This window comes from Variovorax sp. FW301-JW7 (genome assembly GCF_058788795.1).
Map to the genome: position 1 here is coordinate 96,243 of NZ_JBYTBC010000008.1, position 26,103 is coordinate 122,345.

Sequence of the window (26,103 nt, forward strand, 5' to 3'; positions counted from 1 at the left end):
CCAAGCTTCACTTATCGATCTTGCCTCGTCAAGATCGGGCCATGTCCTCCTCTTCCGTTGCCTCCACCGCGCTCGACATCGCCGATGCCGAGCCCCACCACATGGCCCGCGTGCAGGCCATCTACAGCCACTACGTGCAGCACGACCTGTGCTCCTTCGAAGAAGAAGTGCCCCCCGTCGCGCAGATGCAGACGCGCCGCATCGACGTGCAGGAACGCGGCCTGCCCTACCTCGTGGCGCTGAAGGATGGCGAGGTCGCCGGCTACGCCTACGCCGGCCCCTACCGCGCGCGCTCGGCCTACCGGCACACGGTGGAAGACTCGATCTACGTCGCACCCGACATGCACGGCCACGGCATCGGCACGGCGCTGCTGCAGGCGGTGATCCACCGCTGCACCGAAGCCGGCTTCACGCAGATGGTCGCGTGCATCGGCCACAGTGGCAACGCGGGCTCGCAGCGGCTGCATGCGAGCCTGGGTTTCGAGACGGTCGGCGTGCTGCGCAACGTCGGCTTCAAGTTCGGCCGGTGGGTCGACACCGTGCTGATGCAGCGTGCATTGCGCTGACCCCACCCCGACGGCACCGCGGCGCGGATGGCTCGCGCTGCTGTGCGCGAGCCGGCTGCTGCAGGGGATGATCGTCACGGCCTACTCGGGCGTGCTGCCGTTCATGCGCGACGACTGGCAGATGACGGCCGCGCAGGCCGGCTCGATCCAGAGCGCGTGGCACGTGGGCTACATGAGCTCGCTGTTCGCGGTGGGCCTGCTGGCCGACCGCTTTGGCCCGCACCGCATCTTCGCGATCGGTGGCGTGATCGGCGCGGCCGCATCGCTGGCCTTCGCGCTTTTCGCGCACGACCACCGCTCGGCGCTGCTGCTGTACGGCCTGGCGGGCCTGTGCGCGGGCGCCTCGTACACGCCGGGGCTGCAGCTGCTGTCGCTCAACGCCGGGCCTGCGGTGCGCGGGCGCGCGATGGGCCTCTTCCTCGGCGCGGCGTCGATGGGCTATGCGCTGTCGCTCGCGGTGGTGGCGGGCTTCAGCGTGGTGGCGCACTGGCGCACCGGGCTGCTGGTGGCGGCGGGCTGCACGGTGATGGGCGTGCTGCTGGCCCAGCTCGCGCTGCGGCGCATGGCGCCGCCTGCGCCACGGGTCGCCGGTGCGCCGCGCGAAGGCGTGCTGCAGGCGCTGAACGCGACCGTGCGCGACCGGCCCGCGATGGCCGGCAACTGGGCCTACGCCTTCCACTGCTGGGAACTCATGGCGCTGTGGGCCTGGCTGCCCGCCTACCTCATGGCCTCGTCCCGCGGCGGCGCGACCGCGTGGCCGGCCGCGGGCATCGCGCTGGCGGCGTTCGCGCACCTCGTGAGCGTGTTCGGCAGCGTGGTGGGCGGCGCGGCCTCCGACCGGCTGGGCCGCGCGCGCGTGATGATGATCGCCACCCTCGCGAGCCTGGCCCTGTCGTTCAGCTTCGGCTGGATGTGGACCTGGCCGCTGTGGCTGCTGGCCGCGATGGCGGCGCTGTACAACCTGCTCGCCATCGCCGATTCGTCGGTCTACTCGACCGCACTGACCGACGTGGTGGCGCCGCACCGGCTCGGCGTGGCCTTCTCGGTGCGCTCGGTGATGGGCTTCGGCGCGGGCGCGCTCAGCCCCTGGGTGTTCGGGCTGGCGCTCGACTGGGGGCAGGCACGGTTCGGTTTCGGCAGCACGTACGCGTGGGTGGCGGCGTGGAGCTCGGTCGGACTCGGGGCGCTGCTCGGGCCGTGGATGATCGTGCGCTTCGCGCGGCTCAGCGCGAGTCAGCGCGGTAGGGCCTGCGCCCCTCGATAGCCCAGCATCGCGTCGTACAGATCGGTTCGCCGGTCGCGGTGCAGGTCGTTGAGCGGCGTCCAGATCGGCGCGGAGCGCGCGGCGCCCAGGTCGACGTCGGCATAGAGGATGGTTTCTTCCTCGGGCCCGGCGATGCGCCCCATCGGCCAGCCGTTCGTGCCCGCGATCAGCGAGTTGCCCATGAAGCCCGTGCCGCGCTCGCGGCCCACGCGGTCGGCGGTGGCGATGAAGACGTTGTTGGCGTGCGCGGCCGTCATCGTCAGGTAGGCCGCCATGCACACGCCGCTGGCGTCGTACAGCGGCGGCGGCGTCCAGACCCAGCCCGTGGGCACGCAGAGGATGTCGGCGCCCTGCTGCGCCACGATGCGCGGCGCCTCGGGAAACCAGATGTCCCAGCACACGAGCAGGCCGATGCGGCCGATCTTCGTCTCGAACACCGGGTAGCCCTCGTTGCCGGGCGTGAACCACAGCTTCTCGTTGTTCCACAGGTGGGTCTTGCGGTAGCGGCCGATGTAGCCGTCGGGGCCGACCAGCACGGCGGTGTCGAACAGCTGCATGCCGTCCTGCTCGGCCAGACAGCCGACGAGGTACACGCCGTGCTGCGCCGCGAACGCGACCCAGCCCTGCACGGTGGGGCCGTGCGGCACGGGCTCGGCATGGGCGAAAGCCTCGGCGCGGCCGTTGAAGCAGTAGCCGGTGGTCGCCAGCTCGGGCAGCACGATGAGCTGTGCGCCGCCGGCCACCGCCGCGTCGAGTTGTGCGCGCACCGCGGCGGCGTTGCGCGCGAGGTTCTCGACGCCGACCTGCGGGTCGAACTGCACGACGGCCACGCGCACGGGGCTGGCGCGCAGGCCGGGCACGGCGTCGCCGCCGGAAGGGATGTCGTGGGGAGCGGGGGTCGGGAGGGTCATGGCCATTTCAGGTTTCAAATTAAAACCATGTGGATGCTAGTCGCATTGGTTTTAATTTGCAACCAATCCGGCGCTACGGTCTAATCCCGCCATCCCAGGGACGCAGAGGAAACACACGATGGCCAGGAGAAAAAGTCTGAGGTTCGACGCTTGCCCGATGGCACGCGCGCTCGAGATCGTCGGCGACCAGTGGTCGCTGCTGATCGTGCGCGACGCCTTCGACGGCATGCGGCGCTTCGGCGAGTTCCAGCAGAGCCTGGGCGTGGCCAAGAACATCCTGGCCGACCGGCTGAAGTGGCTGGTGCAGGAAGGCGTGTTCGATCTCGTGCCCGCCTCGGACGGCTCGCTCTACCAGGAGTACGCGCTGACGGCCAAGGGGCGCGGCCTGTTCCCCGTGGTGGTCGGCCTGCGGCACTGGGGCGAGGCCAACCTGTTCGCGCCCGGCGAGCCGCACTCGGTGCTGCTGGAGCGCGGCAGCGGCCAGCCCGTGGCGCCGATCGAGCTGCGCACGCGCGATGGCCAGCCGCTCGAGGCGGCCGACACCGTGGTGCAGAAGCTGCCGGTGCCCGTCGCCTGAGCGGGCCTGCTACTCGCCCAGCAGCTCGCCGATCGGCTGCAGGTCTTCCACCCGGTCGCAGATCGACTTGATGACCATGGTGATCGGGATGCCCAGCAGCAGCCCCCAGATGCCCCACAGCCAGCCCCAGAAGATCACGCCCACGAACACCGCCACCGGGTTCATGCGGCTGGTGCGGCTGGTGAGCCAGGGCATCAGCAGGTTGCCCACCACCGTGTGGATGGCCAGCGACACGCCGCCCACCAGCAGCGCCATCTCGATGCTGCTGAACTGCAGGAAGGCCATGAGCCCCGCCGCCACCAGCACGATCACCGAGCCGATGTAGGGAATGAGGTTGGTCACGGCCGCGATGATTCCCCACACGGCCGCGTTCTCCACGCCCATGAGCCAGAACGCCAGGCCGGTGGCGAGCCCCACCAGCGCGCTCACCAATATCTGCACCAGCAGGTAGCGTTCGATGTTGCGCGTGATGTCGTCCAGCACGTGCACCGTGACCTTCTTCTTCTGCAGGCTGGGCCCGGTGATCTTGATGAGCTTGCGCCGGAAGGTGTCGCCCGAGCAGAGCGCGAAGTAGGTGAGGAAGGCCACCAGCGTGAGCTGTCCCAAGGCGTTGAGCAGGCCGACGGTGCCGCTGAGCAGGTAGTCGCGCACGTTGAAGCCCGGGCGCTCGATCACGACGCGCGCCACGCCCTTGCGCGAGGCGACGCGCGCGGAGTTTTCCTCGGCCGCTTTCTCCAATTGCGCGGCGGCCTGCTGCACGCTGTCCAGCGGCGTGGCGCTGGCGTTCTTGTCGCGGCGCATGGCCTGGCCCAGTTTCTGCGCGGCGACCGGCAGCGAGTCGAGCAGTTGCGAGGCGCTGCCCGAGAGCGAATAGCCGGTCCACCCGAGCCCGCCGAACAGGCCCAGCAGGATCACCGCCGAACCGATCCAGCGCGGCACGCGCCAGCGGTGCAGGCGCTCGACCAGCGGCGACAACGCGTAGTTCAGCAGCAGGCTCAGCATCAGCGGCACGAACACGGCCTGGCCCCAGCGCAGCGCGAAGACGCTGGCGAGCACGGCCAGCACCACGAGCGAGGCGCTGCGCACGTCGACCGGCATGTGCAGCACGAAGCGCCTGCGCAGGGCGGAGGAGGAATCTTCCTGCGGCTCGACCGGCGCAGCGGGCTCGGCCGGCGCAGCGGGCTCGGCCGGCGGCGCCGGAGCGGGCGCAGGCGCAGGCGGCGGCTCGTCCGCAGCCACCGGCCGCTCGGGCGGGGGCTTCGGGCCGGCCGGGACGTCGTCGGTCATCGCGATTCCTTCAGCATCTCGCGCACCGCAGCCAGCTGGCGGCGCGACACCGCCACGGGCTCGGGCACCGAGTCCAGCCGCAGCGCCCAGCCATCGGCGTCCTCGCCGTCGTCGTAGCGCTCGAGCGCGCGGATCGCCGAGCGCGCCACCAGCGCGTTGCGGTGCACGCGCAGGAAGCGGTTCGGGTAGCGCTCCTCGAAATCGTTGAGCGAGCCATCGAGGATGTGGCTGCGCGTGGCGGTGCGCACCGTGAGGTACTTGTATTCGGACTTGAGGTAGAGCACCTCGGACAGCGGCACGCGCTCGGCGCGGCCCCGGTCCTGGATCAGCACGCACTCGGGCGTGGCCTCGGGGGCCGGCTGGGCGGCGCGGCGCTCCTTCAGGAAGCGCTCGACCTTCTGCAGCGCCTGCTGCAGCCGCTCGGCGCGCACGGGCTTGGTGAGGTAGTCGACCGCTTCCAGCTCGAAGGCCGTGACCGCGTGGCTGGCGTGCGCCGTCACGAACACCACGGCCGGCGCGTCGGGCCGGTGGCGCAACGCGCGCGCCACCTCGATGCCGTCGACGCCGGGCATGTGCACGTCGAGCAGCACCAGGTCGAGGTCCATCGCGGCCAGGTGCGCCAGCGCCTCTTCGCCCTGCGCGGCCTCGGCCGTCACCTCGGCGGCGGGCGAGGTGCAGTCGCGCAGCAGCGTGCGCAGGCGCGAGCGGGCCAGGGCTTCGTCGTCAACGATCAGGGTCTTGAGGCTCATGATTCGGCGGGAATGGCAATGCGTACGCGGTAGTTCTTCTGGTCCATGCCGGCGCTGAACTGCATCTGCATGTCGTGCAGCAGGCGCAGCCGCTCGCGCACGTTGTCCAGGGCGATGCCGTGGCCGCGCGGCAGCGGCTCGTCGGCCCAGCGCAGCGGCGGCAGGCTGTTGACCACCTCGATCACGACCATGCCGCCACGCCGCTCGGTGCGGATGCGCAGCTTGCCGCCGTCGGGGCTGGGCTCCACGCCGTGCTTGATGGCGTTCTCGACCAGCGGCTGCAGCAGCAGCGGCGGCAGGCGCGCGTCGCTGGCGGCGGCATCGAGGTCCCAGCGGATGCGCAGGCGCTCGCCGAAGCGCACCTGCTCGATGGCCAGGTAGCGCTCGGCCAGCGCGATCTCGTCGGCCAGCGTGCCCGATTCGCCCGGCACGGTGAGCGCCTGGCGGAACAGCTCGGCCAGGTCTTCGAGCATGGTCTCGGCCTTGGCGGGCTCCTCGCGCACCAGCGCAATGGCGCTGTTGAGCGTGTTGAACAGGAAGTGCGGGCGGATGCGCGACTGCAGCTCTTCGAGCCGGGCCGTGGTCGCGGCCGGCGTCTGGCCGCGCGCGCGCAGCACCATCGCCGCCATCACCAGCCCCGCGAACAGCGCGCCGGCCAGCGCACTGGCCAGCCAGGGCGCGCTGGCGATCACGCCGGTCAGGCGCAGCAGGCCGCAGCCGTAGAGCGAGGCCACGGCGCCCAGCACGGCGCCCGCGGCGTACTGGCCCGGGGGCGGCAGGCGCCGCAATTGCTTCTTGAGCCCGCAGGCCGCCACCAGCCACAGCAACGTGGCGGGCAGCGCGCCGCCGGTGACCGTGGCCGCCTGCACCAGCCATTCGCCGAAGGAGCCGACCACGAACAGCGTGGCCACCGCCACCACCGCTTCGACGAACACCACGGTGCGCAGCACCACGCCGATCTGGCAGGCGTCGAACAGCGCCGGGCCGCCGCGCACGGGCGCGCGCACGCGTTCCGGGGACGAAGCGGACGTGGAGGGGGAGCTGGCCGATAAAATCGCCGGGTTGCGCATCGCAGACATCAGATCCATCGGGTGACCAACCCATTATTGCCTTCCTGGACGGCTCCCATGACCCAAAACCAACTCGACAAGAAATCCGAAGCCTGGTCGGCCCTGTTCTCCGAACCGATGAGCGACCTGGTGAAGCGCTACACCTCCAGCGTCTTCTTCGACAAGCGCCTGTGGCAGGCCGACATCGAGGGCTCGCTGGCGCACGCCGGCATGCTCGCGGCCCAGGGCATCATCAGCGTGACGGACCACGCCGCCATCGAGCGCGGCATGACGCAGATCCGCGGCGAGATCGAGGCCGGCAGCTTCGAATGGAAGCTCGACCTCGAGGACGTGCACCTGAACATCGAGGCCCGCCTGACCCAGCTGGTCGGCGACGCCGGCAAGCGCCTGCACACCGGCCGCAGCCGCAACGACCAGGTCGCCACCGACGTGCGCCTGTGGCTGCGCGGCGAGATCGACCTCATCGGCGACCTGCTGGTCGAGCTGCAGAAGGCGCTGGTCGACATCGCCGAGAAGAACGTCGAGGTGATCCTGCCCGGCTTCACCCACCTGCAGGTGGCCCAGCCCGTGAGCTTCGGCCACCACATGCTGGCCTACGTGGAAATGTTCAGCCGCGACGCCGAGCGCATGGGCGAGGTGCGCAAGCGCGTCAACCGCCTGCCGCTGGGCGCCGCCGCCCTGGCCGGCACCAGCTACCCGCTGGACCGCGAGCTCGTGGCGCGCACCCTGAAGATGGACAGCGTCTGCCAGAACAGCCTGGACGCCGTGAGCGACCGCGACTTCGCGATCGAGTTCACCGCTGCCGCCAGCCTGTGCATGGTGCACGTGAGCCGCCTGAGCGAAGAGCTCATCATCTGGATGAGCCAGAACTTCGGCTTCATCAACATCGCCGACCGCTTCACCACCGGCTCGTCGATCATGCCGCAGAAGAAGAACCCCGACGTGCCCGAGCTGGCGCGCGGCAAGACCGGCCGCGTGGTCGGCCACCTGATGGCGCTCATCACGCTCATGAAGGGCCAGCCGCTGGCCTACAACAAGGACAACCAGGAAGACAAGGAGCCGCTGTTCGACACCGTCGACACGCTCAAGGACACCCTGCGCATCTTTGCCGAGATGATCGGCGGCATCACCGTGAAGCCCGAGGCCATGGAAGCCGCCGCGCTGCGCGGCTACGCCACCGCCACCGACCTGGCCGACTACCTCGTGAAGAAGGGCCTGCCCTTCCGCGACGCGCACGAAACCGTGGCCCACGCCGTGAAGGCCGCCACCTCGCACCAGGTCGACCTGTCGGAGCTGCCGCTGTCGGTGCTGCAGCAGTTCAATCCGAACATCGAGAAGGACGTGTACGACGTGCTGAGCCTGCGCGGCTCGCTCAACGCACGCAACGTGCTGGGCGGCACCGCGCCCGTGCAAGTGAAGGCACAGGTCGCCCGCCACCGCGCCCGCCTGGGCTGAAGCCCGCGGCCGCACCACCGAGGGCCGCGCTTCATGTTCTACGCCATCCCGCTCGAAAACAAACCGAGCTGGCACAACCCGCCGTGGATGACGGTGCTGCTGATCCTCTTGAACATGATCGTGTTCTGGGGTCCGCAGCGCAGCGAAGAGAACGGCCGCGAGCGCGCGGCGCAGTTCTACGTGCAGAGCGTGCTGCCCGAGCTGGAACTGCCGCCCTTCGTCGAATGGCTCGAAAAAACCGACCCCAAGCGCGGCAAGAGGGCGCGCCGCGCGCTGGGGCATGAAGAGGCCTACCCGCAACTGCTCGAAGCGCTGCAGAACGACCAGCCCTTCCTGAAGAAGCTGCGTGCCGACGAGGTCGTGACGCCCGCGAACCCGCGCTTCGACGAATGGCAACGCGAACGCCGCCAGTACGAAGCGATGCTGCCCGCGCCTTTCACCGAGCGCTGGTCGCTCGACCAGAACAAGGGCGCCGCGTTCAAGCCCTGGACCTGGGTCACCGCGGCCTTCCTGCACGCCGACACCGGCCACCTGCTGGGCAACATGCTGTTCCTCTTCCTGTTCGGCTTCTCGGTCGAACTGGCGCTGGGGCGCGGCACCTACCTGTGCTTCTACCTGCTGGGCGCCGTCGGCTCGTCGCTGCTGGCCAGCTGGGCCTATGCCGGCAACGGCGGCCACGGCCTGGGCGCCTCGGGGGCGATCTCGGCGCTGATGGGCATGTACGCCGTGATGTACCGGCTGCGGCGCATCCGCTTTTTCTACCAGCTGTTCTTCTATTTCAGCTACGTCACGGCGCCCGCCCTGCTCTTGCTGCCGGCCTGGATCGCCAACGAGCTGCTGCAGCAATGGATGGGGGACCAGGGCGTGGGCTACATGGCCCACCTGGGCGGCCTGCTGACGGGCGCGGCGCTGATGGCCGGCGCCATGTGGCTGGGCCGCGTGAAGACGCCCGAGACCGTCAAGTCGGAAATGGTGACCGACGACCACCGCTTCGAGCAGCACGTGGCCGCCGCGCGCAAGCTGTCGGCGGCGATGAAGTTCGAGCCCGCGTGTGCCGAATGGCGCGCCGCCGCGGCCCTGCGCCCCGGCGACACCGACACGCTGCGCGCCTGGTTCAACACGGCGCGCCTGCAGCCCGCCAGCGACGACTTCCACCAGGCCGCGCGCCGCATCTTCCGCCTGCCCGCCACCGACGCCGACACGCTGGCGCTGCAGCACGCCAGCTTCACGACCTACCTCGACCAGGCCAGACCGGGCGTGCGCCTGAAGCCCGACGACATGGCCCGGCTGGCGCGCCGCTTCGCGCGCATCCGCCAGTTCGGCGACGCCGACAAGCTCTGCCGCATCCTGCTGAAGACCGCGCCCGACCATCCCGAGCTGGCCGACACGCTCTCGGTGTGCGCCAACGGCCTGCTGCACGCGGGCGAACGCGATCGCGCCCTGGGCCTGCTGCCGCACCTGCTGCGGCTGGCGCCCAACGACATGGTCACGCGCGCCTTGCAGCGCACGTAAAAAACCCGGCGCGAGGCCGGGTTCGTTGATGAAGCGGCGCTGCGCTTACTTGTCGTTGTGCAGGTACGTTGCCTGCTTTGGCAGCAGCAGGCTGACCAGGAAGGCCACGCCCATCATCGCCGTCACGTACCAGTAGAAGTACGACTCGTGGCCGATCGACTTCAGCCCCAGCGCCACGTACTCGGCGCTGCCGCCGAAGATGGCGTTGCCCACCGCGTACGACAGGCCCACGCCCAGCGCGCGCACTTCGGGCGGGAACATCTCGGCCTTCACGATGCCGCTGATCGAGGTGTAGAAGCTCACCACCGCCAGCGCCAGCGTGATCAGCACGCCGGCCATCAGCGGGCTGCTCACACTTTGCAGGTTGCTCAGCACGGGCACCGTCATCAGCGCGCCCAGGGCGCCGAACAGCAGCATGTTGCTGCGACGGCCGATGCGGTCCGACAGCGCGCCGAACAGCGGCTGCATGCACATGTACAGGAAGAGGCAGGCCGTCATCACGTTGCTGGCGGTCTTGATCGACATGCCGGCCGAGTTCACCAGGTACTTCTGCATGTAGGTGGTGAAGGTGTAGAAGATCAGCGAGCCGCCGGCCGTGTAGCCCAGCACCACGAGGAAGGCGCGCTTGTGGTGCTTGAACAGCTCCGCGACGCTGCCGGCGCCCTTGGCGGCGCGGGTCTTGGTGCTGGCGGTCTCGGTCAGCGTGCGGCGCAGCATCAGCGCCACGACGGCGGCCAGGGCACCCAGCACGAAGGGAATGCGCCAGCCCCAGGCCTTGAGCTCGGCCTCGGTGAGCAGCTGCTGCAGCACCACCACGGCCACCACGGCCAGCAGCTGGCCGCCGATCAGCGTGACGTACTGGAACGACGAGAAGAAGCCGCGCTGGCCGCGCATCGCCACTTCGCTCATGTAGGTGGCGGTGGTGCCGTACTCGCCGCCGACCGACAGGCCCTGCAGCAGGCGCGCGGCCAGCAGCAGCGCGGGCGCCCAGGCGCCGATCTGCGCGTAGGTGGGCAGGCAGGCAATGACCAGCGAACCGACGCACATCATGACGACCGAGGTCACCATCGAGGTCTTGCGGCCCTTGCGGTCGGCCAGCCGGCCGAACAGCCAGCCGCCGATCGGGCGCATCAGGAAGCCGGCGGCGAACACGCCGGCGGTGTTCAGCAGCTGGACCGTCGGGTCCGACTTGGGGAAGAACGAGGGCGCGAAGTAGATCGCGCAGAAGGCGTAGACGTAGAAGTCGAACCACTCCACCAGGTTGCCGGACGAGGCGGCAAAGATGGCGAAGATGCGCTTGCGCTTTTCCTCGAAGGTGTAGGGGGTGGTGTCGCGGGTCGCGTCCGGGCTGGAAGCGCCGGCGCTCGTGCTGCTGCTGGCAATGGCGGTCATGCGGGGGTCCTTGTCTCTGGCTGCAGCCCCCGCGAAGCCCGCGGAAAGCCGTGCCGGGGAGTCTGGTCCGCCGGGGGCTCGCTGTCGTCCGTAGACCCCGGCCGCGGGACTGCGTACCCGTACGCAGGGGTAAACCCTAAGTTCTAGAGGCCGTGCTCGCGCAAGAAGCGATCCAGCTCCAGGCTGCTCGAAAAGCCCAGCTTCGCGAACATGTGCGCCCGGTGCGTCTCCACCGTGCGCAACTCCAGCGGCGCCAGTTCCTGCGCGATGCGCTTGTTGGGCAGGCCTTCGGCCACGAGCCGGGCGACCTGCATCTCGCGCGGCGTGAGCTTGGCCCACAGCGCCTGCGCGGCCTGCCGGGCCTGGCGGCGCACGGCGATCTCTTCGGCCTTGTGCAGTGCCTTGGCGATGCTGTCGAGCAGTCGCTCGTCGTTGCAGGGCTTTTCCAGCCAGCCGAAAGCGCCGTTCTGCACCGCCTCGACCGCCATCGGGATGTCGCCGTGCCCGGACAGGAAGATCACGACCAGCGGGCTGTCCTGCGCGCGCAGCGCGTCGAACACCTGCAGGCCGCTCATGCCCTCCATGCGCAGGTCGAGGATGGCGCAGCCCGGGCGCTGCAGGTCGGCGCCGGCCAGGAAGGCCTCGCCCGAGGCGAAGGCCTGCACCGCATGGCCGCGCGACAGCAGCAGCAGGCCCAGGGAGCGGCGCACGGCCTCGTCGTCGTCGACGACGCACAGGTGGTTGGCAAGCAGGGGTGCGTTCACGGGGAAGCCTCCAGTTCGAGGGTGAAGACCGTGCCGCCGCCAGGCCGGTCGGCGAACGACAGCCGGCCGCGGTGGGCCTCCACGATGGTGCGGCAGATGTTCAGGCCCAGCCCGAGGCCGCCGGCCTTGGTGGTGAAGAACGGTGCGAAGACCTGCTCGGCCAGCGCGGCGTCGATGCCCGGGCCGTGGTCGGCGATGCGGATGTGCACGCGGCCTTCGCGCAGTTCGGCCTCGACCTCGACCACGCGCCGGTCGGGCGGCGTGCCCTGCTGCATCGCCTGCAGGCTGTTGGACAGCAGGTTCAGCAGCACCTGCTCGAGCAGCACGCGGTCGCCGCGCACCGGCGGCAGCGCGGGCGGAATGCGCACCTCGGCGCGCACCTGCCGCTGACGCATCTCGCCCTGCAGCAGCGCCAGCGCATTGGCCACCAGCGCGGCCACGGCGCAGTCTTCGGTGCCGGCGGTGCGCTGGCGCACGAAGCCGCGGATGCGCCGCACGATCTCGGCGCTGCGCTTGGCCTGCGCCACGGTCTCGTCGAGGCTGCTGGCCAGCAGCGGCTGGTTGCCCTGCGCGGCGAAGGCCTTGGCGGCGCTGGCGAAGTTGCTCAGCGCCATCAGCGGCTGGTTGAGTTCGTGCGCCAGCGTGGAGGCCATCTCGCCCAGGCTGGCCAGACGCTGCGCGTGCTGCAGCTGCTCGTCGTTCTGGCGCTGGCGCAGCTCGGCGCGCTTCTGCTCGGTGATGTCGACCACCGAGCTCATCCAGCCGCTGTGGCGCCCGTCGGCGTCGATGAGCCGCGCGGTGTAGACCATGGTGATGACCTCGTGCCCGTCGCGGTGCCGCAGGCGCGACTCGAAGCCCGAGCGCGCGGGCTGCCCGCTCATCATGGCCTCGTAGTGGAACCAGTGCTGCGTCACGTCGTCGGGGTGCCAGTAGGGGTACGGCGGCAGCCGCCCCAGCAGCTCGTCGGCGCCGTAGCCGGTCATCTCGCAGAAGGCCGGGTTGACGTAGATGATGCGGCCCTGCAGGTCGCGCGCGCGCATGCCGACCAGCAACGAGTCTTCCATCGCCTTGCGGAAGGCATGGGCCTGGTCCAGCTCGTGGGTGCGCTCGCGCACGCGCAGCTCGAGGTCGCGCCGCGCGTCGCGCTGCTCGGCGAAGCGGCGCTCGCGCAGCCGCCAGTACAGCGCGCCCAGCAGCAGCACGCCGGCGCCCAGCAGGCCGAGCATCCAGGTGCGCTCGCGCGCGCGCGTGACTTCGGCGTGGTCGGCCATCACCGTCAGGGTCCAGCCCAGGTCGGGCAGCGGCTCGTCCACGGCAAGAAAACGGCGCGCCTTGCCGCCGACCGTGGTGCGCACCAGGTAGCCCGGCGCGCCCTCGAGGTGCTCGACGCGCCAGGGCAGCGGCGCGAAGCGGGTGCGCGCGCCGTACTGCTGGTCGTGCGCGATGCCGGCCAGGTCGGCGGGGCTCAGCGTCCGCGTGGCCTGGTACATCCAGTCCGGCACCGAGCTCAGGAACACGATGCCGCGCGCGTCGGTCAGCAAAATCGGATCGCGCACGAAGGCCCAGGCGTCGTGCAGCTGGCGCAGGCTGACCTTGACGGTGACCACGCCCAGCACCTCGCCGCCGCCCTCGGCGCGCACCGGCGCCGACATGAACAGCCCCGGCTCGCCCGTGGTCTGGCCCACGCCGTAGAACAGGCCGCGCCGCCCGGCCCGCGCGTCGAGAAAGTACGGCCGGTTGGCGTACGACTCCCCCACGAAGCTCTGCGGCGTGGCCCAGTTGCTCGCGGCCAGCGTGAGGCCCTGCGGATCGGTGAGGTACAGCGCGTCGGAACCCGCGAGGCGGTTCACCTCTTCGATGTGGTGGTTGGCGCGCTGCCGCGCGGCGGGGTCCTGCGGATGGGCCAGCACGGCGAGCACGTCGGGGTGCATGCCGGCGGTGAACGGCAGGTAGCCGTACTTGCCGGCGGCGTCGCGCAGGCCGAGCACGTGCACTTCCATGGCGCGGCGGATCGAGTCGGCCTGGAAGTTCGCCTCGCGCCGCGCCGCCCACTGGCCGGCCACGGCGATCAGCAGCAGGGCCAGCACGAGGACGGCCGCCCAGGCCACCAGCGCGCGGCGACGGGAGCGCGTGGGGGCAGAAGAGGAAGCAGGAAGGGACGGTTCGGGCGAAAGGGGCGGCATGGGAGGCAGGTCCGCAGGTCCGGCCGGCGCGGCGTGCGGAATTTTGCCCTGATCCGCGGGCCGGCCCTCTCTCAGGCCGCCGGCCGCAACAGCCAGCGCACTTCCTGCGTCTGCTCGCTCTCGGGGTAGCGGGCCTCGAGCGTGGTGAGGATCGGCTGCGCCATGTCCGCGCGGCCCAGCCCCTGCACCAGCGCGCGGGCCGCGAGTTCGTAGGCCTGCGGGATCGCCGCGTGGCCGCGGAAGCGCTTGTCGAAGCCCGACAGCAGCGCGAGCGTGCCGTGCGCGTCGCCGCCACGCCATTCGGCGCGGGCCATCGCGATGACCATGGCCGGGTCGTCGAGCACGAAGGTCTTGTCGATCGCGCGGCAGGCCTTGAAGACCTTCAGCGCGTCCGATGCGAGGTCGCGCCGCATCAAGAGCGGAATGAAGCGGCGCGCGTGGTCGAACAGCGTGTCCTTCTTGTCGGGCATGAGCGCCAGCACGCGGTGGTAGCGGCGCTGCGCGGCCAGGTCGTCGGCGTCGGCGGTGCGCTGCGCCTCATACGCAATGCCCAGCGCGGCAGGCAGGTCGCCTTCGGTGATGCACTGCGCCACCTCGGCATCGGTGCGCTGCGCGGCGATCTGCGCGGGCGTGCGGCGGTCGGCCGGCGCGCCCTCGTCGGCGCCCGCGCCGGGCACGAGGTCGATGCCGAAGGCGTCGTGGTGCTGGTACATCACGTAGCCCAGCAGGCTCGCCATCACCCAGCCGAAGTAGATGAACGCGAAGTTGACGATCGGCAGCACGATGCGCCCGTCGAACACCGGCAGCACCATCGAGATCGCCACCTGCGCGCCCGTGCTCAGCAGGAACAAAAAGAAGCACAGCAGCGCGTAAGGCCAGCCGATGGTGCGCATCGCGTCCATCACGTAGCCCGGGTTCATGGCCTGGAAGAAGCTGCCCGACTGCACCAGCACGATCACCGCGGCCGGGAAGGTGAAGGACATGATGAACAGCCCCACCGTGCCCAGCACCGGCTCGTACCACGCGAGCCAGCCGATGAGCATCGTCTGCACCAGCGAGATGGCGAAGAGCTTCCACGGCAGGTAGGTCCACTCGTCGCTGGCTTCGCGCCCGAAGTCCGCCGAGTCGCGGATGCCGCGCGCGCCCAGCGCAATGACCTTGAAGCCGTAGCGGCTGGCCGCCAGGATGATGCCGACCTCGATGACGATGAAGGCCAACGCATCGGGCAGGAAGAACACGGCCTCGAACAGCAGGCTGCAGAACGACAGCACCAGGCCGTAGGCCAGCGGTCGCAGCTGGAGCGGAAAGGCGAAGAAGCTGTTGAGGCGGTGCCAGAACGGCGGAGGCGGCGGCAGGGAGTCGCGGTCGATCATGGCGGGGCCTGTTCTGCGGCTGCGGCTACTTGCGGAAGAAATCGCTCTGGCTCATCGCGCCCGCGCCGCCCAGGCGCACCACGGTGACGCCGTTGGAATGCACGAGGCGCATCTGGCCGAGTTCGCGCTCCAGGCGCTGGGTGAAACTGCTCTTGTACTGAAGCACCGACTCGCCCATCTTCAGCACGCTGGTGCCCGTGACGGTCGCGCTCTTGCGGTCGGTGGCCACCTCGATGTTGTCGATGTGGTAGTCGTACTCGATGGTGAGGATGCCGCCCATGCGGTCGCCGACGGTGCGAAACAGCTCGAGGTTCGTCTTCATCGTCTCGCAGGCTTCGTCGCGGGTCTGGCTGCTCTCGACGGTGCGGCCCATCGCCGTGACCTTGCCCTCGATCACGGCCTTGCGGCTCAGCCGCTTGCACAGCGCGTCGGCGTCGCGCGCGTACACGGCGTGGGCTTCCTTCTGGTAGTAGTCGCGCACCATCGCCTCGTCGAGCTTGCGGCCACCGACAAAGAAGAACCACGCGCCCACACAGAGCGCGATCACGATCGCAATTTGCTTCATTCCCGCCCCCGCGCGCACGCGGTCCCGCTCCGTTTTGCGGCGCAGTATACGTTGCCGAATGTTTCCAAACGGCGGCGAAACGGGGGCTCGGCCGGCCTTAGCCCGCGCGGTAGAAGATGTAGTCGGCCTGGTACTTCACGACCTGTTTCTGGCCCATGTTCGTGGCGCCGCAAGCGGCAGCGGGGGCCACGCCGCCCTGCGTGGCGACGCGCTGGATGTAGCTCACGCCCTGCATGGCGCCCATGCCGGTGGCGGGGTTGGCCTTCACCAATTGGTGGGGAATGTTGCCGGTGCCGTTCGGCGCCACCGCCACCTGTGTGGCCGTGACCTTCGAGCCGTCCGCGTTCTCCCAGGTGGCAGGCGGGCCGTAGTATTTGCCGACCTGCTTGCCGGCGCGGTCCATCAGCCGGGCGTCGGGGCCGACGAACACCCACTCGTGCGCGCCCGGCGTGTTGGCCTTGGCACGGCATTCGTAGGTGATGTCGCCGGCGCCCACGGTTTCCATGGCCACGCGGTGGCCGGCGGGCACTTTCACGGCGTCGGGCAGGCTGGCCTGCGAGAACATCGGCAGGGGCTGGGCGCCCATGCCGGAACAGGCGGCCAGGCCAAGCGCCGCTGCGGTGGTGGAGGCCAGGACGGTCAGGGTGCGGATGTGCATGGTCGTTTCCTTGGTGTCTGATCGGTGGTGAAAAAGAAAGAGCCGCCGTCTGGAGTTCTGCATGTCGACGCCCCCCTGCCCCGTGTACGCAGCCCGACGCCCATTGGATTCAGACCGGTCGCGCTGAATCCGCCGACGCCACCGGGCCGTACCTTGGGCATGCGCACCGATGCCCCACAATCCGCGGATGACCGCACCCAGCCCCGACGCCGAACTGATGGCGCTGATCGACCGGATCGGCCATCGCGACGAAGCCGCCCTGCGGCAGCTGTACGACCGCACCTCGCCCCGCCTCATGGGCCTGGCGATGCGCGTGGTGCGCCAGCGCGAATGGGCCGAAGACGTGCTGCAGGAGTCCTTTCTCACCGTCTGGCGCGTGGCCGGCGACTACCGCGCTTCGCTGAGTCCGCCGCTGGCCTGGCTGGGGCTCATCGTGCGCAGCCGCTCGCTCGACCTGCTGCGCCGCCGCACCGCCGACCGCGCCCAGCTCACGCAGGAATTCGACGAGCTGATGGCCGACACCTTCGAATCCGACACGCCCAACCCGGCCGACATGGCCGATGCGAGCGAGCAGGCCTGGGCGCTGCACCAGTGCCTGAGCCAGCTCGAGGGCCGCCAGCGCGAGATGGTCAGCCTGGCTTACCTGCGCGAGATGAGCCACAGCGAGCTGGCCGACCAGCTCAAGCTCCCGCTGGGCACCGTGAAGACCTGGATCCGGCGCGGGCTCGACAAGCTGCGCACCTGCATGGGCCGCTTCGCCTGATCACGAGACCCGCCCCATGAACCTCCTTGCCCACCCCGAACTGCTCGAACTGCTGGCCGCCAGCCATGCACTCGGCACGCTGCGCGGCGGCGCCCGCCGCCGCTTCGAAACCCTGGCGCGCGAGCAGGCGCCCGTGCGCGCCGCCGCGCTGGTCTGGCAGGGCCGGCTGGCCGGCATGACCGAGCTGCAACAGCCGGTCACGCCCGACCCGGCCGTCTGGACCCGCATCCGCAACCTGATCGACGCCGAGCAGGCGCAGCAGGCCCTCGCGCGGCAGCGCGACAAGGCCGCGCCCATTGCGTCTGCATCGACGGGCGGCTGGCTGCGCAGCCTCGCGCTGTGGCGCGGCGCCGCCGCGGCCGGCGCGCTCGTGGCTGTGCTCGCCGTGGGCGTGGGCCTGAACCTGCGCGAACAGCTGATCAACGCGCCCGCCGTGCAGTACGTGGCCGTGCTGTCCGACGACAAGGCCGCCGCCTCCATGCTCGTGACCTTCGATCCGAAGAAGAAGCAGCTCGTGCTGCAGCGCGTGGGCAACTTCCGCGAAGGCACCGACAAGTCGCTGCAGCTGTGGGCCCTGCCGCCCGGCGGCGCGCCGCGCTCGCTCGGCGTGCTGGACAATGCACCGGCGCTGCGGCTGGCCGCCTCGGAATCCGATGTGCGCGTGCCGGCGCTGGCGATCAGCCTGGAGCCCAAGGGCGGCGTCCCGAGCGCGGGCGGCCCGACCGGGCCGGTGCTGTTCCATGGCCCGCTGATCGAAAAGACGCTCTGACCCTGTTCTGAATTCCCTGTCTCCTGTCCGTTCGATGCCTTCGATGAAATCCGTCCGCGCGGCGGCGCTGCTTCTTGCAGCCGCCCTCGCCTTCACCGCCCAAGCGCAAACCGCAGCCGCCGCCTTCCCCTACGAAGCCGACGGCGCCACGGCCGCCGACACCGCCCCCGCCTACCTCGCCGCCAAGGCCCGCTGGCACAACGAACTGGCCGCCTTCGCGCGCGCCGACCAGGAGCGCTTTCCGCAACCCGGCGGCGTGGTGTTCGTGGGCAGCTCGACCGTGCGCATGTGGACGCGCCTGTCGCAGGATTTTTCCCGCGTGCCGGGCGGCATCGTCAACCGCGGCTTCGGCGGCTCGACGCTGGCCGACTGCGCCCTGTTCGCGCGCGACCTCGTGGTGCGCTACAAGCCCCGGCAGGTGGTGCTCTATGCGGGCGACAACGACCTGGCCGAAGGCCGCACGCCGCTGCAGGTGCTCGACAGCTTCGCGCGCTTTGCCAACGCGGTGCGCGCCGAGCTGCCCGACGCGCGCATCAGCTTCATCTCGGTCAAGCCCAGCCCGTCGCGCGAGCAGCTCATGCCGCAGATCCGCGAGACCAACCACGTGATCTCGGCCTACCTGAACCTGCTGCCCAACAGCGAGTACATCGACATCCACACGCCGATGCTCGGCGCGGATGGACGGCCACGCCCCGAGCTGTTCCGCGGCGACCGGCTGCACCTGACGGACGAGGGCTACCGGCTGTGGCAGTCGGTGGTGGCGCCGCACTTGCCGATGCCGCCTGCGGTACAGCCCTGAGCCGACAGCCGACGCGATTCATTCGCGAGACACCGCGGAACCGGCTTTGCCGGGCTGCAGGTGTCGCCCCCGGCAGGGGGTAGGAGAAGCGACACGAAGTGCGCGAAGCCTGGGGGCGAGTTCTTTCACGCCGGCGCAGGCTCCGAAGGCACATCGTCCGCCGGCGGCGGCACGTCGGCGCCGCGCGTGAAGCGCGCCACGAAGTACATCCCCGCGAACACCGCCGCCAGCAGCAGGCCGTCGCCCCACCAGGGCCGCGCCATCTGGTTGTCGCCGTAGAAGGCCAGCACCAGCAGCACCGCCACGAGGTGCGCGCAGAACACCGGCAGCGAGGCCGAGCCCATGGCTTCGAGCCAGTGCAGGCGCGGGATCTTGCGCATGAGCCAGGGCCCGAAGCGCACCGCCAGAATGCCCAGCGCCACCAGGTTCACGATGCGCAGCGGGCCGAGCTGCCACTTGTCGAACAGCAGGTTCATTTCCACATCGCCGCCGAACGGCGCCTGGCCGTTGATGCCGGTGTGGCGCCAGTAGAAACCGTACAGCGCAATGCCCGCCGCCAGCACCAGCAGCCAGGCCGGAAAGCGCAGCGGCCGGGCGTCGGGCGCGTTGCGGCTGGCGCCCAGGCACAGGCCGGCGAACCACAGGAACTGCCAGGCGTAGGTGTTGAAGGCGCCCATCTCGTGGAACGGCACCGGCATGCCGAGGTAGCGCACCGCCAACCCATAGACCCACTCGCTGAGCCCGAACTGCGCCATCGCCCAGACCGTGGCGCTGGCCACCATCACGAGCGTCCAGCCGTGGCGCATGGCAAAGGCCAGCACCCAGGGGCTCATGAGCATGAAGAAGATGTACATCGGCAGGATGTCCAGCAGCGGCGGCTCGTAGATCAGCAGCAGCCCGAACAGGAAGCCGTCGCGCGGCTCCGCCAGGTAGTACGACACGAGGTTCTTGACCGCCGGCTGGTCGATGTGCACGCCGAGCGCGGCGATCACGGTGAACAAGAACAGCAGGATCGCCGCCTGGCACAGGTAGACCTTGAGCACGCGCCGCCAGAAGGCCTGGCGCATCGAGTCGACCCCGCGCACGTGGCCGATGCGGCTGTAGACCAACCCCGCCACGAAGGCCGACAGCAACACGAAGCCCTCGGCGGCCGACACGAAGCCGAAAGGCTGACCCAGTGGATCGGTCAGCCGCGTGGGCAGGTGGGTGACGGTCATCAGCACGAGCATCAGCCCGCGCAAGGCGTCTATTTCCCAGTAGCGTTTCATTCGGTCGGCGGCGAGGTCTTGGTGGCGGTCTGCGCAGCGCACGCACGACGTCAGCGATTGTAAGAAGACCGGCGTACGTCAACAGAACGCGCGCGCCAAACACGCACGGCCTATGACGCTTGGCACTCCCGGCGCGCCATGCAAATCGGCTACGCTGCGCGCTGCCTCAAGGTGGAGAATTCCGTGAACCGTTTCATTCCGACATTGCTACTGGCCGCCGGCACCCTCGCGGCAGGCCCGGGCCATGCACTTCAGATCACCAGCCTGACCCCGCAGGGCGAAGTGGCGCGCGTGCGCCAGGTCGTCGCCAAATTCGATCAGGCGGCGGTCAACTTCGGCGACCCCAAGGCGCCCGCGCCGCTCACCGTGAGCTGCTCCGACGCGCAGGCCGGCAAGGGCACCGGCCGCTGGACCGACGCCAAGGCCTGGGTCTACGACTTCGAGAACGACCTGCCGCCCGGCGTGCGCTGCTCGGTCACCCGCATTCCCACCTTCAAGCCGGCCGGCGGCGGCGAGCTGACCGGTCCTGAGCGCTATCAATTCAATAGCGGCGGCCCGTTCGTGCGCAACCAGTTGCCGAGCACCTTCGAGCGCATCGACGAACAGCAGATGTTCCTGCTCGAGCTCAACGGCGCGGCCACGATCGAGAGCGTGCGCCAGAACGTCTGGTGCGCGGCCGACGGCGTCGGCGAACGCATCCCGGCCAAGCTGCTCGAGGGCGAGGCCCGCACCGGACTGCTCAAGGCCTTCCACCTTGAGAAAGCAGCCGCCAAGGACCCGCTGCGTTTCATCACGATGCAGTGCAACCGCACGCTCACGCCGGGCACCAAGGTGCAGGTCGTCTACGGCAAGGGCGTGGCCACGCCGTCGGGTGTGGCCAACGCCACGGAACGCCGTTTCGACTACCAGGTGCGCGAGCCCTTCGCGGTGTCGTTCAGCTGCGAGCGCGAGAACGCGCAGGCCGCCTGCCTGCCGCTGCGCCCGATGCAGCTGCAGTTCAACGCGCCCGTGACGCGCAAGGTGGCCTCGCAGATCGAGCTCAAGGGCGACGGCAAGACGATCAAGGCCAAGCTGGAGAACGACGGCGGCACGCAGAACGACGACGACGTGGTCAGCAGCGCGAGCTTCGGCCCGCCGCTGGCCGAGAGCGCGCAGTTCAGCATCGAGCTGCCCTCCGGCTTCCAGGACGCCTCGGGCCGCCCGCTGGGCACGCCCGGCAGCTTTCCGTTGAAGGTGGCGACCGGCGCGATGCCGCCGCTGGCCAAGTTCGCGGCCTCGCCCTTCGGCGTGATCGAGCGGCTGGCCGAGCCCGACACCCCGGCCATGATGCCGGTCACGGTGCGTCGCGTGGAGCCGCAGCTGATGGTGCAGGCGCTCACGCCCGGCAAGGTGAGCGACCTCAACCCCAAGACCGACGCCGAGATCATCGCGTGGTACCGCAAGGTGCGCCGCTACGACAGCTACTCCGTCAGCCGCGACGACGCACGCCGCGACGTGAAGGGCGCCCTGCCCCCGGTGATCGACAAGAACGAGCGCTCGCACGTGCAGACCCGCATGCTGTCGCTGCTCGGCGGCCAGCCGGGCGTGAAGGCGCTGGACATGCCCAAGGCCGAGAGCGGCGACCCGCGCCCCTTCGAAGTCATCGGCATCCCGCTGACGCCGGGCTTCCACGTGCTCGAGATCGCCTCGCAGAAACTCGGCGAAGCCCTGCTCGACGAGCGCTACAAAGCCGGCCGCACGATGTACGTGCGCACCACCGCGCTGGCCACCAACCTGGCCGTGCACTTCAAGCTGGGCCGCGAGAACTCGATGGCCTGGGTCACCACGCTTGACAAGGGCAAGGTGGTGGCGGGCGCCGAGGTGCGCGTGTCCAGCTGCGACGGCAAGGCCGTGGCCACCGGCACCACCGACGCCAGCGGCATCGTGATGCTCAACGGCGTGTCGCCCGACGCACCGAGCTGCAACGGCCCGAACGAGTACGAGACCAGCGCCTGGTTCGTGAGCGCGCGCGCCAAGGACGACAAGGGCGTGGAAGACCTCGCCTTCACCTGGAGCGACTGGCAGCGCGGCATCGAACCCTGGCGCTTCAACGTGCCCACCAGCCTGGACGTGCGTCCCGACGGCATCGCCCACACCATCTTCGACCGCACGCTGCTGCGCGCCGGTGAAACCGTGTCGATGAAGAGCCTGCTGCGCACGCAGACCAGCAAGGGCTTCGGCCTGCCGGCAGACCGGCCCGACACGCTGGTCATCACCCACATGGGCAGCGGCCAGCGCTTCACCCAGCCGCTGGCCTGGCGCAAGACCGCCACCGGCGGCCTGAGCGCCGAGAACAGCCTGGCCATTCCGCCGGCCGCCAAGCTCGGCGTGTACCAGGTCGAGCTGCGCACCGGCGACGGCACCAGCGACGAAGGCATCAACCGCACCTTCTCGACCGGCATGTTCCGCGTCGAGGAGTTCCGCCTGCCGGTGCTCGAAGGCCGCATCGCGCCCACCGAGAAGAAACCGCTGGTGGCCGCCACGAGCGTGCCCACCGATGTGCAGATCAATTACGTGGCCGGCGGCGGCGCCGCCAACCTGCCGGTGCGCGTGTCGGCCATGGTGCGCGGCAAGAGCCTGAGCTTTTCCGACTACGACGCCTTCAGCTTCAACCCGCCGCGCGCTTCGGGCGACGGCAGCGAAGCCGCCACCGCCGCCGACACGGGCGCCGGCGAGGAAGAGCTCAACAGCGTGAACGACACCCGCGTGATCGCCGACAAGCTGCCGCTCACGCTGAACAAGGACGGTGCCGGCAAGGTCACGATCGACAAGGTGCCCAAGGTGAAGGCAGCGCGCGAGCTGCTGCTCGAAGCCACGTATGCCGACCCGAACGGCGAGGTGCAGACCATCCGCAGCACGCAGACGCTGTGGCCCGCGTCGGTCATCGCCGGCATCAAGACCGAGGGCTGGGTCTCGACCAGCCAGAAGCTCAAGTTCCAGGCACTCGCGCTCGACCTCACGGGCAAGCCCCAGGCCGGCGTGACGCTCAACGTGCGCGCCGTGGCGCGCATCACCACCACCAGCCGCAAACGCATGGTGGGCGGCTTCTACACCTACGACAACAAGACCGAGACCAAGGACATCGGCACCGTCTGCTCCGGCAAGAGCGACTCGCGCGGCCTGCTGCTGTGCGAGTCGGAGCTGAAGGAAGCCGGCGAGGTCGAGCTGGTGGCCAGCGCCACCGACAGCGAGGGCCGCAGCGCCAGCGCCGTGAGTTCGGTCTACGTGACCAAGCAGGGCGAACTGTGGTTCGGCGGCGAAGACAACGACCGCATCGACGTGCTGCCCGAAAAGAAGAGCTACCAGCCCGGCGAAGTCGCCAAATTCCAGGTGCGCAGCCCGTTCCGCTTTGCGACCGCACTGGTGGCCGTGGAACGCGAAGGCATCATCGAGACGCACGTGGTGCAGCTCGACGGCAAGGACCCGACGGTCAGCCTGCAGGTCAAGCCCGAGTGGGGCCCGAACGCCTACATCAGCGTGCTCGCGCTGCGCGGGCGACTGCGCGAAGTGCCGTGGTACAGCTTCTTCACCTGGGGCTTCAAGGCACCGCGCGAATGGTGGACCGCCTTCTGGTACGAGGGCAAGGAATACGTCGCGCCCACGGCCATGGTCGACCTGAGCAAGCCTGCCTACCGCCTGGGCATGGCCGAGATCCGCGTCGGCACGCGCGCGCACCAGCTCGACGTGACCGTCACCAGCGACAAGTCCAGCTACCCGATCCGCAGCAAGGCGCAGGTCACCATCACCGCCAAGCTGCCCGACGGCAAGCCGGCCGCCGGCGCCGAAGTGGCGCTGGCCGCGGTCGACCAGGCCCTGCTGGAGCTCATGCCCAACGACAGCTGGAACCTGCTCAACGCGATGCTGCAGCGACGCAGCTGGGGCGTGAGCACCTCCACCGCGCAGATGGAAATCGTCGGCCGGCGCCACTACGGTCGCAAGGCCGTGCCCGCGGGCGGCGGCGGCGGCAAGGGCCAGACGCGCGAACTGCTCGACACCCTGCTCGTGTGGAACCCCAAGATCGTGCTCGACGCCAACGGCCAGGCCGTGGTGACGGTGCCGCTGAACGACGCGCTCACCACCTTCAAGATCGTGGCCGTGGCCGACGCGGGCACCAGCCTGTTCGGCACCGGCCAGGCCAGCATCCAGGCCACGCAGGATTTGCAGATCATCAGCGGCCTGCCGCCGCTGGTGCGCGAGGACGACCAGTTCCGCGCGCAGATCACCTTGCGCAACACCACGCAGAAGCCGATGAAGGTGGAAGCCACGCCGCGCGCCACGCTGCTCACGCTCGAAACGCAGACCGTGGACATTCCGGCCGGCGAATCGCGTGAAGTGGCCTGGAACGTGACCGCGCCCGCGCAGCTCGCGCAGACGCGCGCCGAAGCCATCCTGTGGGAGATCGAGGCCAAGGACACGGTCGGCGGCGCGCGCGACGCACTCAAGGTGCGCCAGCGCATCGTGCCCGCCGTGCCGCTCACGGTGCAGCAGGCCACGCTGGTGCAGATCGACGGACCGTTCACGCTCGACGTGGCGCCGCCCGCCGACGCCCTGCCCGGCCGCGGCGGCCTGAAGTTGTCGCTGCAACCCAAGCTGGCCGAAGGCCTGCCGGGCGTGCGCGACTGGTTCGCGAACTACCCCTTCAGCTGCCTCGAACAGAAGACCAGCAAGTCGGTTGGCCTGCGCGACCCGAAGATGTGGCAGGGCGTGCTGGCCACGTTGCCGACCTACCTGGACAGCGACGGCCTCGCCAACTACTTCCCGCCGCGCGACGGCGAAGCCAACCGCGGCAGCGACATCCTCACGTCGTACCTGCTCGCGGCCACGCATGAAGCGGCACAGCTCAACCCGGCCTTCGCGCTCGCCGACGACGCGCGCGCACCGATGGAATCGGGCCTGATCGCGTTCGTCGAAGGCCGCGTCACGCGCGACTTCTGGAGCCCGCGCAAGGACCTGGACGTGCGCAAGCTCGCCGCGCTCGAAGCGCTCTCGCGCTACGGCAAGGCCAAGGGCAGCATGCTCGGCAGCATCACCATCGCGCCGAACCAGTGGCCCACCAGCGCGGTGATCGACTGGCTCAACATCTTGAAGCGCGTGAACGACGTGCCGCAGCGCCAGCAGCGCCTGGACGAAGCCAACAACGTGCTGAAGGCACGCCTGTCCTACCAGGGCACCAAACTCATCTTCAGCACCGAGCAGGACGACTACTGGTGGTGGCTCATGACCAACGGCGACGTCAACACCGCGCGCCTGCTGCTCACGGTGATGGACGACCCGGCCTGGAAGGACGACATCGGCAAGCTCGCCAACGGCTTCATCGGCCGCCAGCAGAACGGCGCCTGGCACACCACCACCGCCAACCTGTGGGGCGGGCTGGCGCTGGAGAAGTTCAGCAAGGTGTTCGAGAGCACGCCGGTGGCCGGCGTCACCGCCGCCACGCTGGGCGCGGTGAAGGCGCAGGTCGACTGGAGCAAGGTGGAGCGCGTGAAGGCCAGCGACCCGACCGGCGCCCCGAACCAGACCACCCTATTCGGCGCGCCCGCCTCGCCGGGCAACCTGCGCAACAACACCATGTTCCTGCCCTGGTCCGCATCGCCCACGGGTGCGCCCGTGCGCGACACGCTGCTGGTGACGCAGCAAGGCACTGGCAAGCCGTGGTTCACGCTGCAGTCGCTGGCCGCCGTGCAGCTGAAGGCGCCGTTCGCGGCGGGCTACGCGCTCAAGAAGACCATCACGCCGGTCGAGCAGGCCGTGGCCGGCAAGTACACGCGCGGCGACGTGCTGCGCGTGAACATCGAGGTCAACGCCAGCACCGACATGACCTGGGTCGTGATCAGCGACCCGATCCCGGGCGGCGCCAGCATCCTGGGCAGCGGCCTGGGCCGCGACTCGGAGATCGCCGCACAGGGCGAGAAGAGGAGCGGTTCCTTGCCGGCGTTCGAGGAACGCAGCTTCGAGGCCTTCCGCAGCTACTACGCGTACATGGCCAAGGGCGTGATGAAGCTGGAGTACACCGTGCGCCTGAACAACGTCGGCGACTTCGCGCTGCCGCCCAGCCGCGTGGAAGCGATGTACGCACCCGAGATGTTCGGCGAGACGCCGAATGCGCGGGTGAAAGTGGAGGCGGCGAAGTAAAGGGGCA

Annotated in this window: 20 protein-coding genes; 9 read left to right on the plus strand and 11 right to left on the minus strand. The window is 69.8% G+C overall.

Annotated elements, in window-relative coordinates; translation table 11 throughout:
* The first annotated feature begins 41 nt into the window (after positions 1-41).
* Together AC3WQM_RS21570 and AC3WQM_RS21575 are read left to right on the plus strand one after the other, a co-directional pair.
* The gene (locus AC3WQM_RS21570; protein WP_492681550.1) at positions 42-566 is read left to right on the plus strand and encodes a GNAT family N-acetyltransferase; all 525 of its coding nucleotides are present in this window, start codon (positions 42-44) and stop codon (positions 564-566) included.
* A complete protein-coding gene (locus AC3WQM_RS21575) occupies positions 553-1,830 on the plus strand; it encodes an MFS transporter (protein ID WP_492681552.1) in 1,278 nt (425 codons plus the stop codon). Before AC3WQM_RS21570 ends, AC3WQM_RS21575 begins: the two co-directional genes overlap by 14 nt.
* Here AC3WQM_RS21575 and AC3WQM_RS21580 read toward each other — a convergent pair.
* Positions 1,800-2,741 carry a nitrilase family protein gene (locus AC3WQM_RS21580; RefSeq protein WP_492681554.1) on the minus strand — a complete coding sequence of 314 codons (942 nt, stop codon included), beginning with the start codon at positions 2,739-2,741 and terminating at the stop codon, positions 1,800-1,802. The two genes, AC3WQM_RS21575 and AC3WQM_RS21580, sit on opposite strands and share 31 nt — an antisense overlap.
* A gap of 118 nt (positions 2,742-2,859) precedes the next feature.
* On the opposite strand from AC3WQM_RS21580, the gene AC3WQM_RS21585 reads away from it, so the two are divergent.
* The gene (locus AC3WQM_RS21585) at positions 2,860-3,318 is read left to right on the plus strand and encodes a winged helix-turn-helix transcriptional regulator (RefSeq protein ID WP_492681556.1); all 459 of its coding nucleotides are present in this window, start codon (positions 2,860-2,862) and stop codon (positions 3,316-3,318) included.
* Between the two features lie 9 nt (positions 3,319-3,327).
* Here AC3WQM_RS21585 and AC3WQM_RS21590 read toward each other — a convergent pair whose 3' ends face one another.
* Genes AC3WQM_RS21590 through AC3WQM_RS21600 form a run of 3 tightly spaced genes read right to left on the minus strand, consistent with a single transcriptional unit; the run spans position 3,328 to position 6,424 of the window.
* The gene (locus tag AC3WQM_RS21590; RefSeq protein WP_492681558.1) at positions 3,328-4,605 is read right to left on the minus strand and encodes an AI-2E family transporter; all 1,278 of its coding nucleotides are present in this window, start codon (positions 4,603-4,605) and stop codon (positions 3,328-3,330) included.
* Complete coding sequence (locus AC3WQM_RS21595) at positions 4,602-5,354, minus strand: LytR/AlgR family response regulator transcription factor (RefSeq protein ID WP_492681560.1); 753 nt, start codon at positions 5,352-5,354, stop codon at positions 4,602-4,604. Before AC3WQM_RS21595 ends, AC3WQM_RS21590 begins: the two co-directional genes overlap by 4 nt.
* Positions 5,351-6,424, minus strand: a complete 1,074-nt coding sequence (locus AC3WQM_RS21600) for a sensor histidine kinase (RefSeq protein WP_070062285.1) — start codon at positions 6,422-6,424, stop codon at positions 5,351-5,353. Before AC3WQM_RS21600 ends, AC3WQM_RS21595 begins: the two co-directional genes overlap by 4 nt.
* Positions 6,425-6,481: 57 nt before the next feature.
* On the opposite strand from AC3WQM_RS21600, the gene argH reads away from it, so the two are divergent.
* Both argH and AC3WQM_RS21610 read left to right on the plus strand, forming a co-directional pair.
* The gene (gene argH, locus AC3WQM_RS21605; RefSeq protein ID WP_489057919.1) at positions 6,482-7,879 is read left to right on the plus strand and encodes an argininosuccinate lyase; all 1,398 of its coding nucleotides are present in this window, start codon (positions 6,482-6,484) and stop codon (positions 7,877-7,879) included.
* A 33-nt stretch (positions 7,880-7,912) separates the two neighbouring features.
* Positions 7,913-9,391, plus strand: a complete 1,479-nt coding sequence (locus AC3WQM_RS21610) for a rhomboid family intramembrane serine protease (RefSeq protein ID WP_492681561.1) — start codon at positions 7,913-7,915, stop codon at positions 9,389-9,391.
* Between the two features lie 45 nt (positions 9,392-9,436).
* Here the strand turns inward: AC3WQM_RS21610 and AC3WQM_RS21615 are convergent, their stop codons facing one another.
* From AC3WQM_RS21615 to AC3WQM_RS21640, 6 genes are all read right to left on the minus strand, one after another.
* Complete coding sequence (locus AC3WQM_RS21615) at positions 9,437-10,783, minus strand: MFS family transporter (RefSeq protein WP_070062216.1); 1,347 nt, start codon at positions 10,781-10,783, stop codon at positions 9,437-9,439.
* Between the two features lie 143 nt (positions 10,784-10,926).
* On the minus strand, positions 10,927-11,547 hold the full coding sequence (locus AC3WQM_RS21620; protein ID WP_139702402.1) for a response regulator transcription factor: 621 nt from the start codon (positions 11,545-11,547) through the stop codon (positions 10,927-10,929).
* Positions 11,544-13,730 (minus strand): ATP-binding protein, encoded by a 2,187-nt coding sequence (locus tag AC3WQM_RS21625; RefSeq protein WP_492681563.1) that lies wholly within the window; start codon positions 13,728-13,730, stop codon positions 11,544-11,546. The genes AC3WQM_RS21620 and AC3WQM_RS21625 overlap by 4 nt, the downstream gene beginning before the upstream one ends.
* 71 nt (positions 13,731-13,801) lie before the next feature.
* Positions 13,802-15,103, minus strand: coding sequence for a hypothetical protein (locus AC3WQM_RS21630; RefSeq protein WP_492681565.1), 1,302 nt, complete (start codon positions 15,101-15,103; stop codon positions 13,802-13,804).
* 25 nt (positions 15,104-15,128) lie between these two features.
* Positions 15,129-15,650, minus strand: a complete 522-nt coding sequence (locus AC3WQM_RS21635) for a hypothetical protein (protein ID WP_492681567.1) — start codon at positions 15,648-15,650, stop codon at positions 15,129-15,131.
* Positions 15,651-15,765: 115 nt separating this feature from the next.
* On the minus strand, positions 15,766-16,326 hold the full coding sequence (locus tag AC3WQM_RS21640; RefSeq protein WP_492681569.1) for a DUF3455 domain-containing protein: 561 nt from the start codon (positions 16,324-16,326) through the stop codon (positions 15,766-15,768).
* Positions 16,327-16,513: 187 nt separating this feature from the next.
* Here AC3WQM_RS21640 and AC3WQM_RS21645 point away from each other — a divergent pair, with 187 nt between their 5' ends.
* From AC3WQM_RS21645 to AC3WQM_RS21655, 3 genes are read left to right on the plus strand one after another with little or no spacing between them, the layout of a single operon-like run.
* Positions 16,514-17,089, plus strand: a complete 576-nt coding sequence (locus tag AC3WQM_RS21645; protein ID WP_492681571.1) for an RNA polymerase sigma factor — start codon at positions 16,514-16,516, stop codon at positions 17,087-17,089.
* Positions 17,090-17,105: 16 nt separating this feature from the next.
* Positions 17,106-17,858, plus strand: a complete 753-nt coding sequence (locus AC3WQM_RS21650; protein ID WP_492681573.1) for an anti-sigma factor — start codon at positions 17,106-17,108, stop codon at positions 17,856-17,858.
* A gap of 43 nt (positions 17,859-17,901) precedes the next feature.
* Positions 17,902-18,657: an SGNH/GDSL hydrolase family protein gene (locus AC3WQM_RS21655; RefSeq protein WP_492681575.1), complete on the plus strand. Its 756-nt coding sequence runs from the start codon at positions 17,902-17,904 to the stop codon at positions 18,655-18,657.
* 125 nt (positions 18,658-18,782) lie between these two features.
* On the opposite strand, the gene opgC is transcribed toward AC3WQM_RS21655, so the two are convergent.
* On the minus strand, positions 18,783-19,925 hold the full coding sequence (gene opgC, locus AC3WQM_RS21660) for an OpgC domain-containing protein (protein WP_492681577.1): 1,143 nt from the start codon (positions 19,923-19,925) through the stop codon (positions 18,783-18,785).
* 183 nt (positions 19,926-20,108) lie between these two features.
* Between opgC and AC3WQM_RS21665 the strand changes: the two genes are divergently transcribed.
* Positions 20,109-26,096: an alpha-2-macroglobulin family protein gene (locus AC3WQM_RS21665; RefSeq protein WP_492681579.1), complete on the plus strand. Its 5,988-nt coding sequence runs from the start codon at positions 20,109-20,111 to the stop codon at positions 26,094-26,096.
* Positions 26,097-26,103 lie beyond the last annotated feature (7 nt).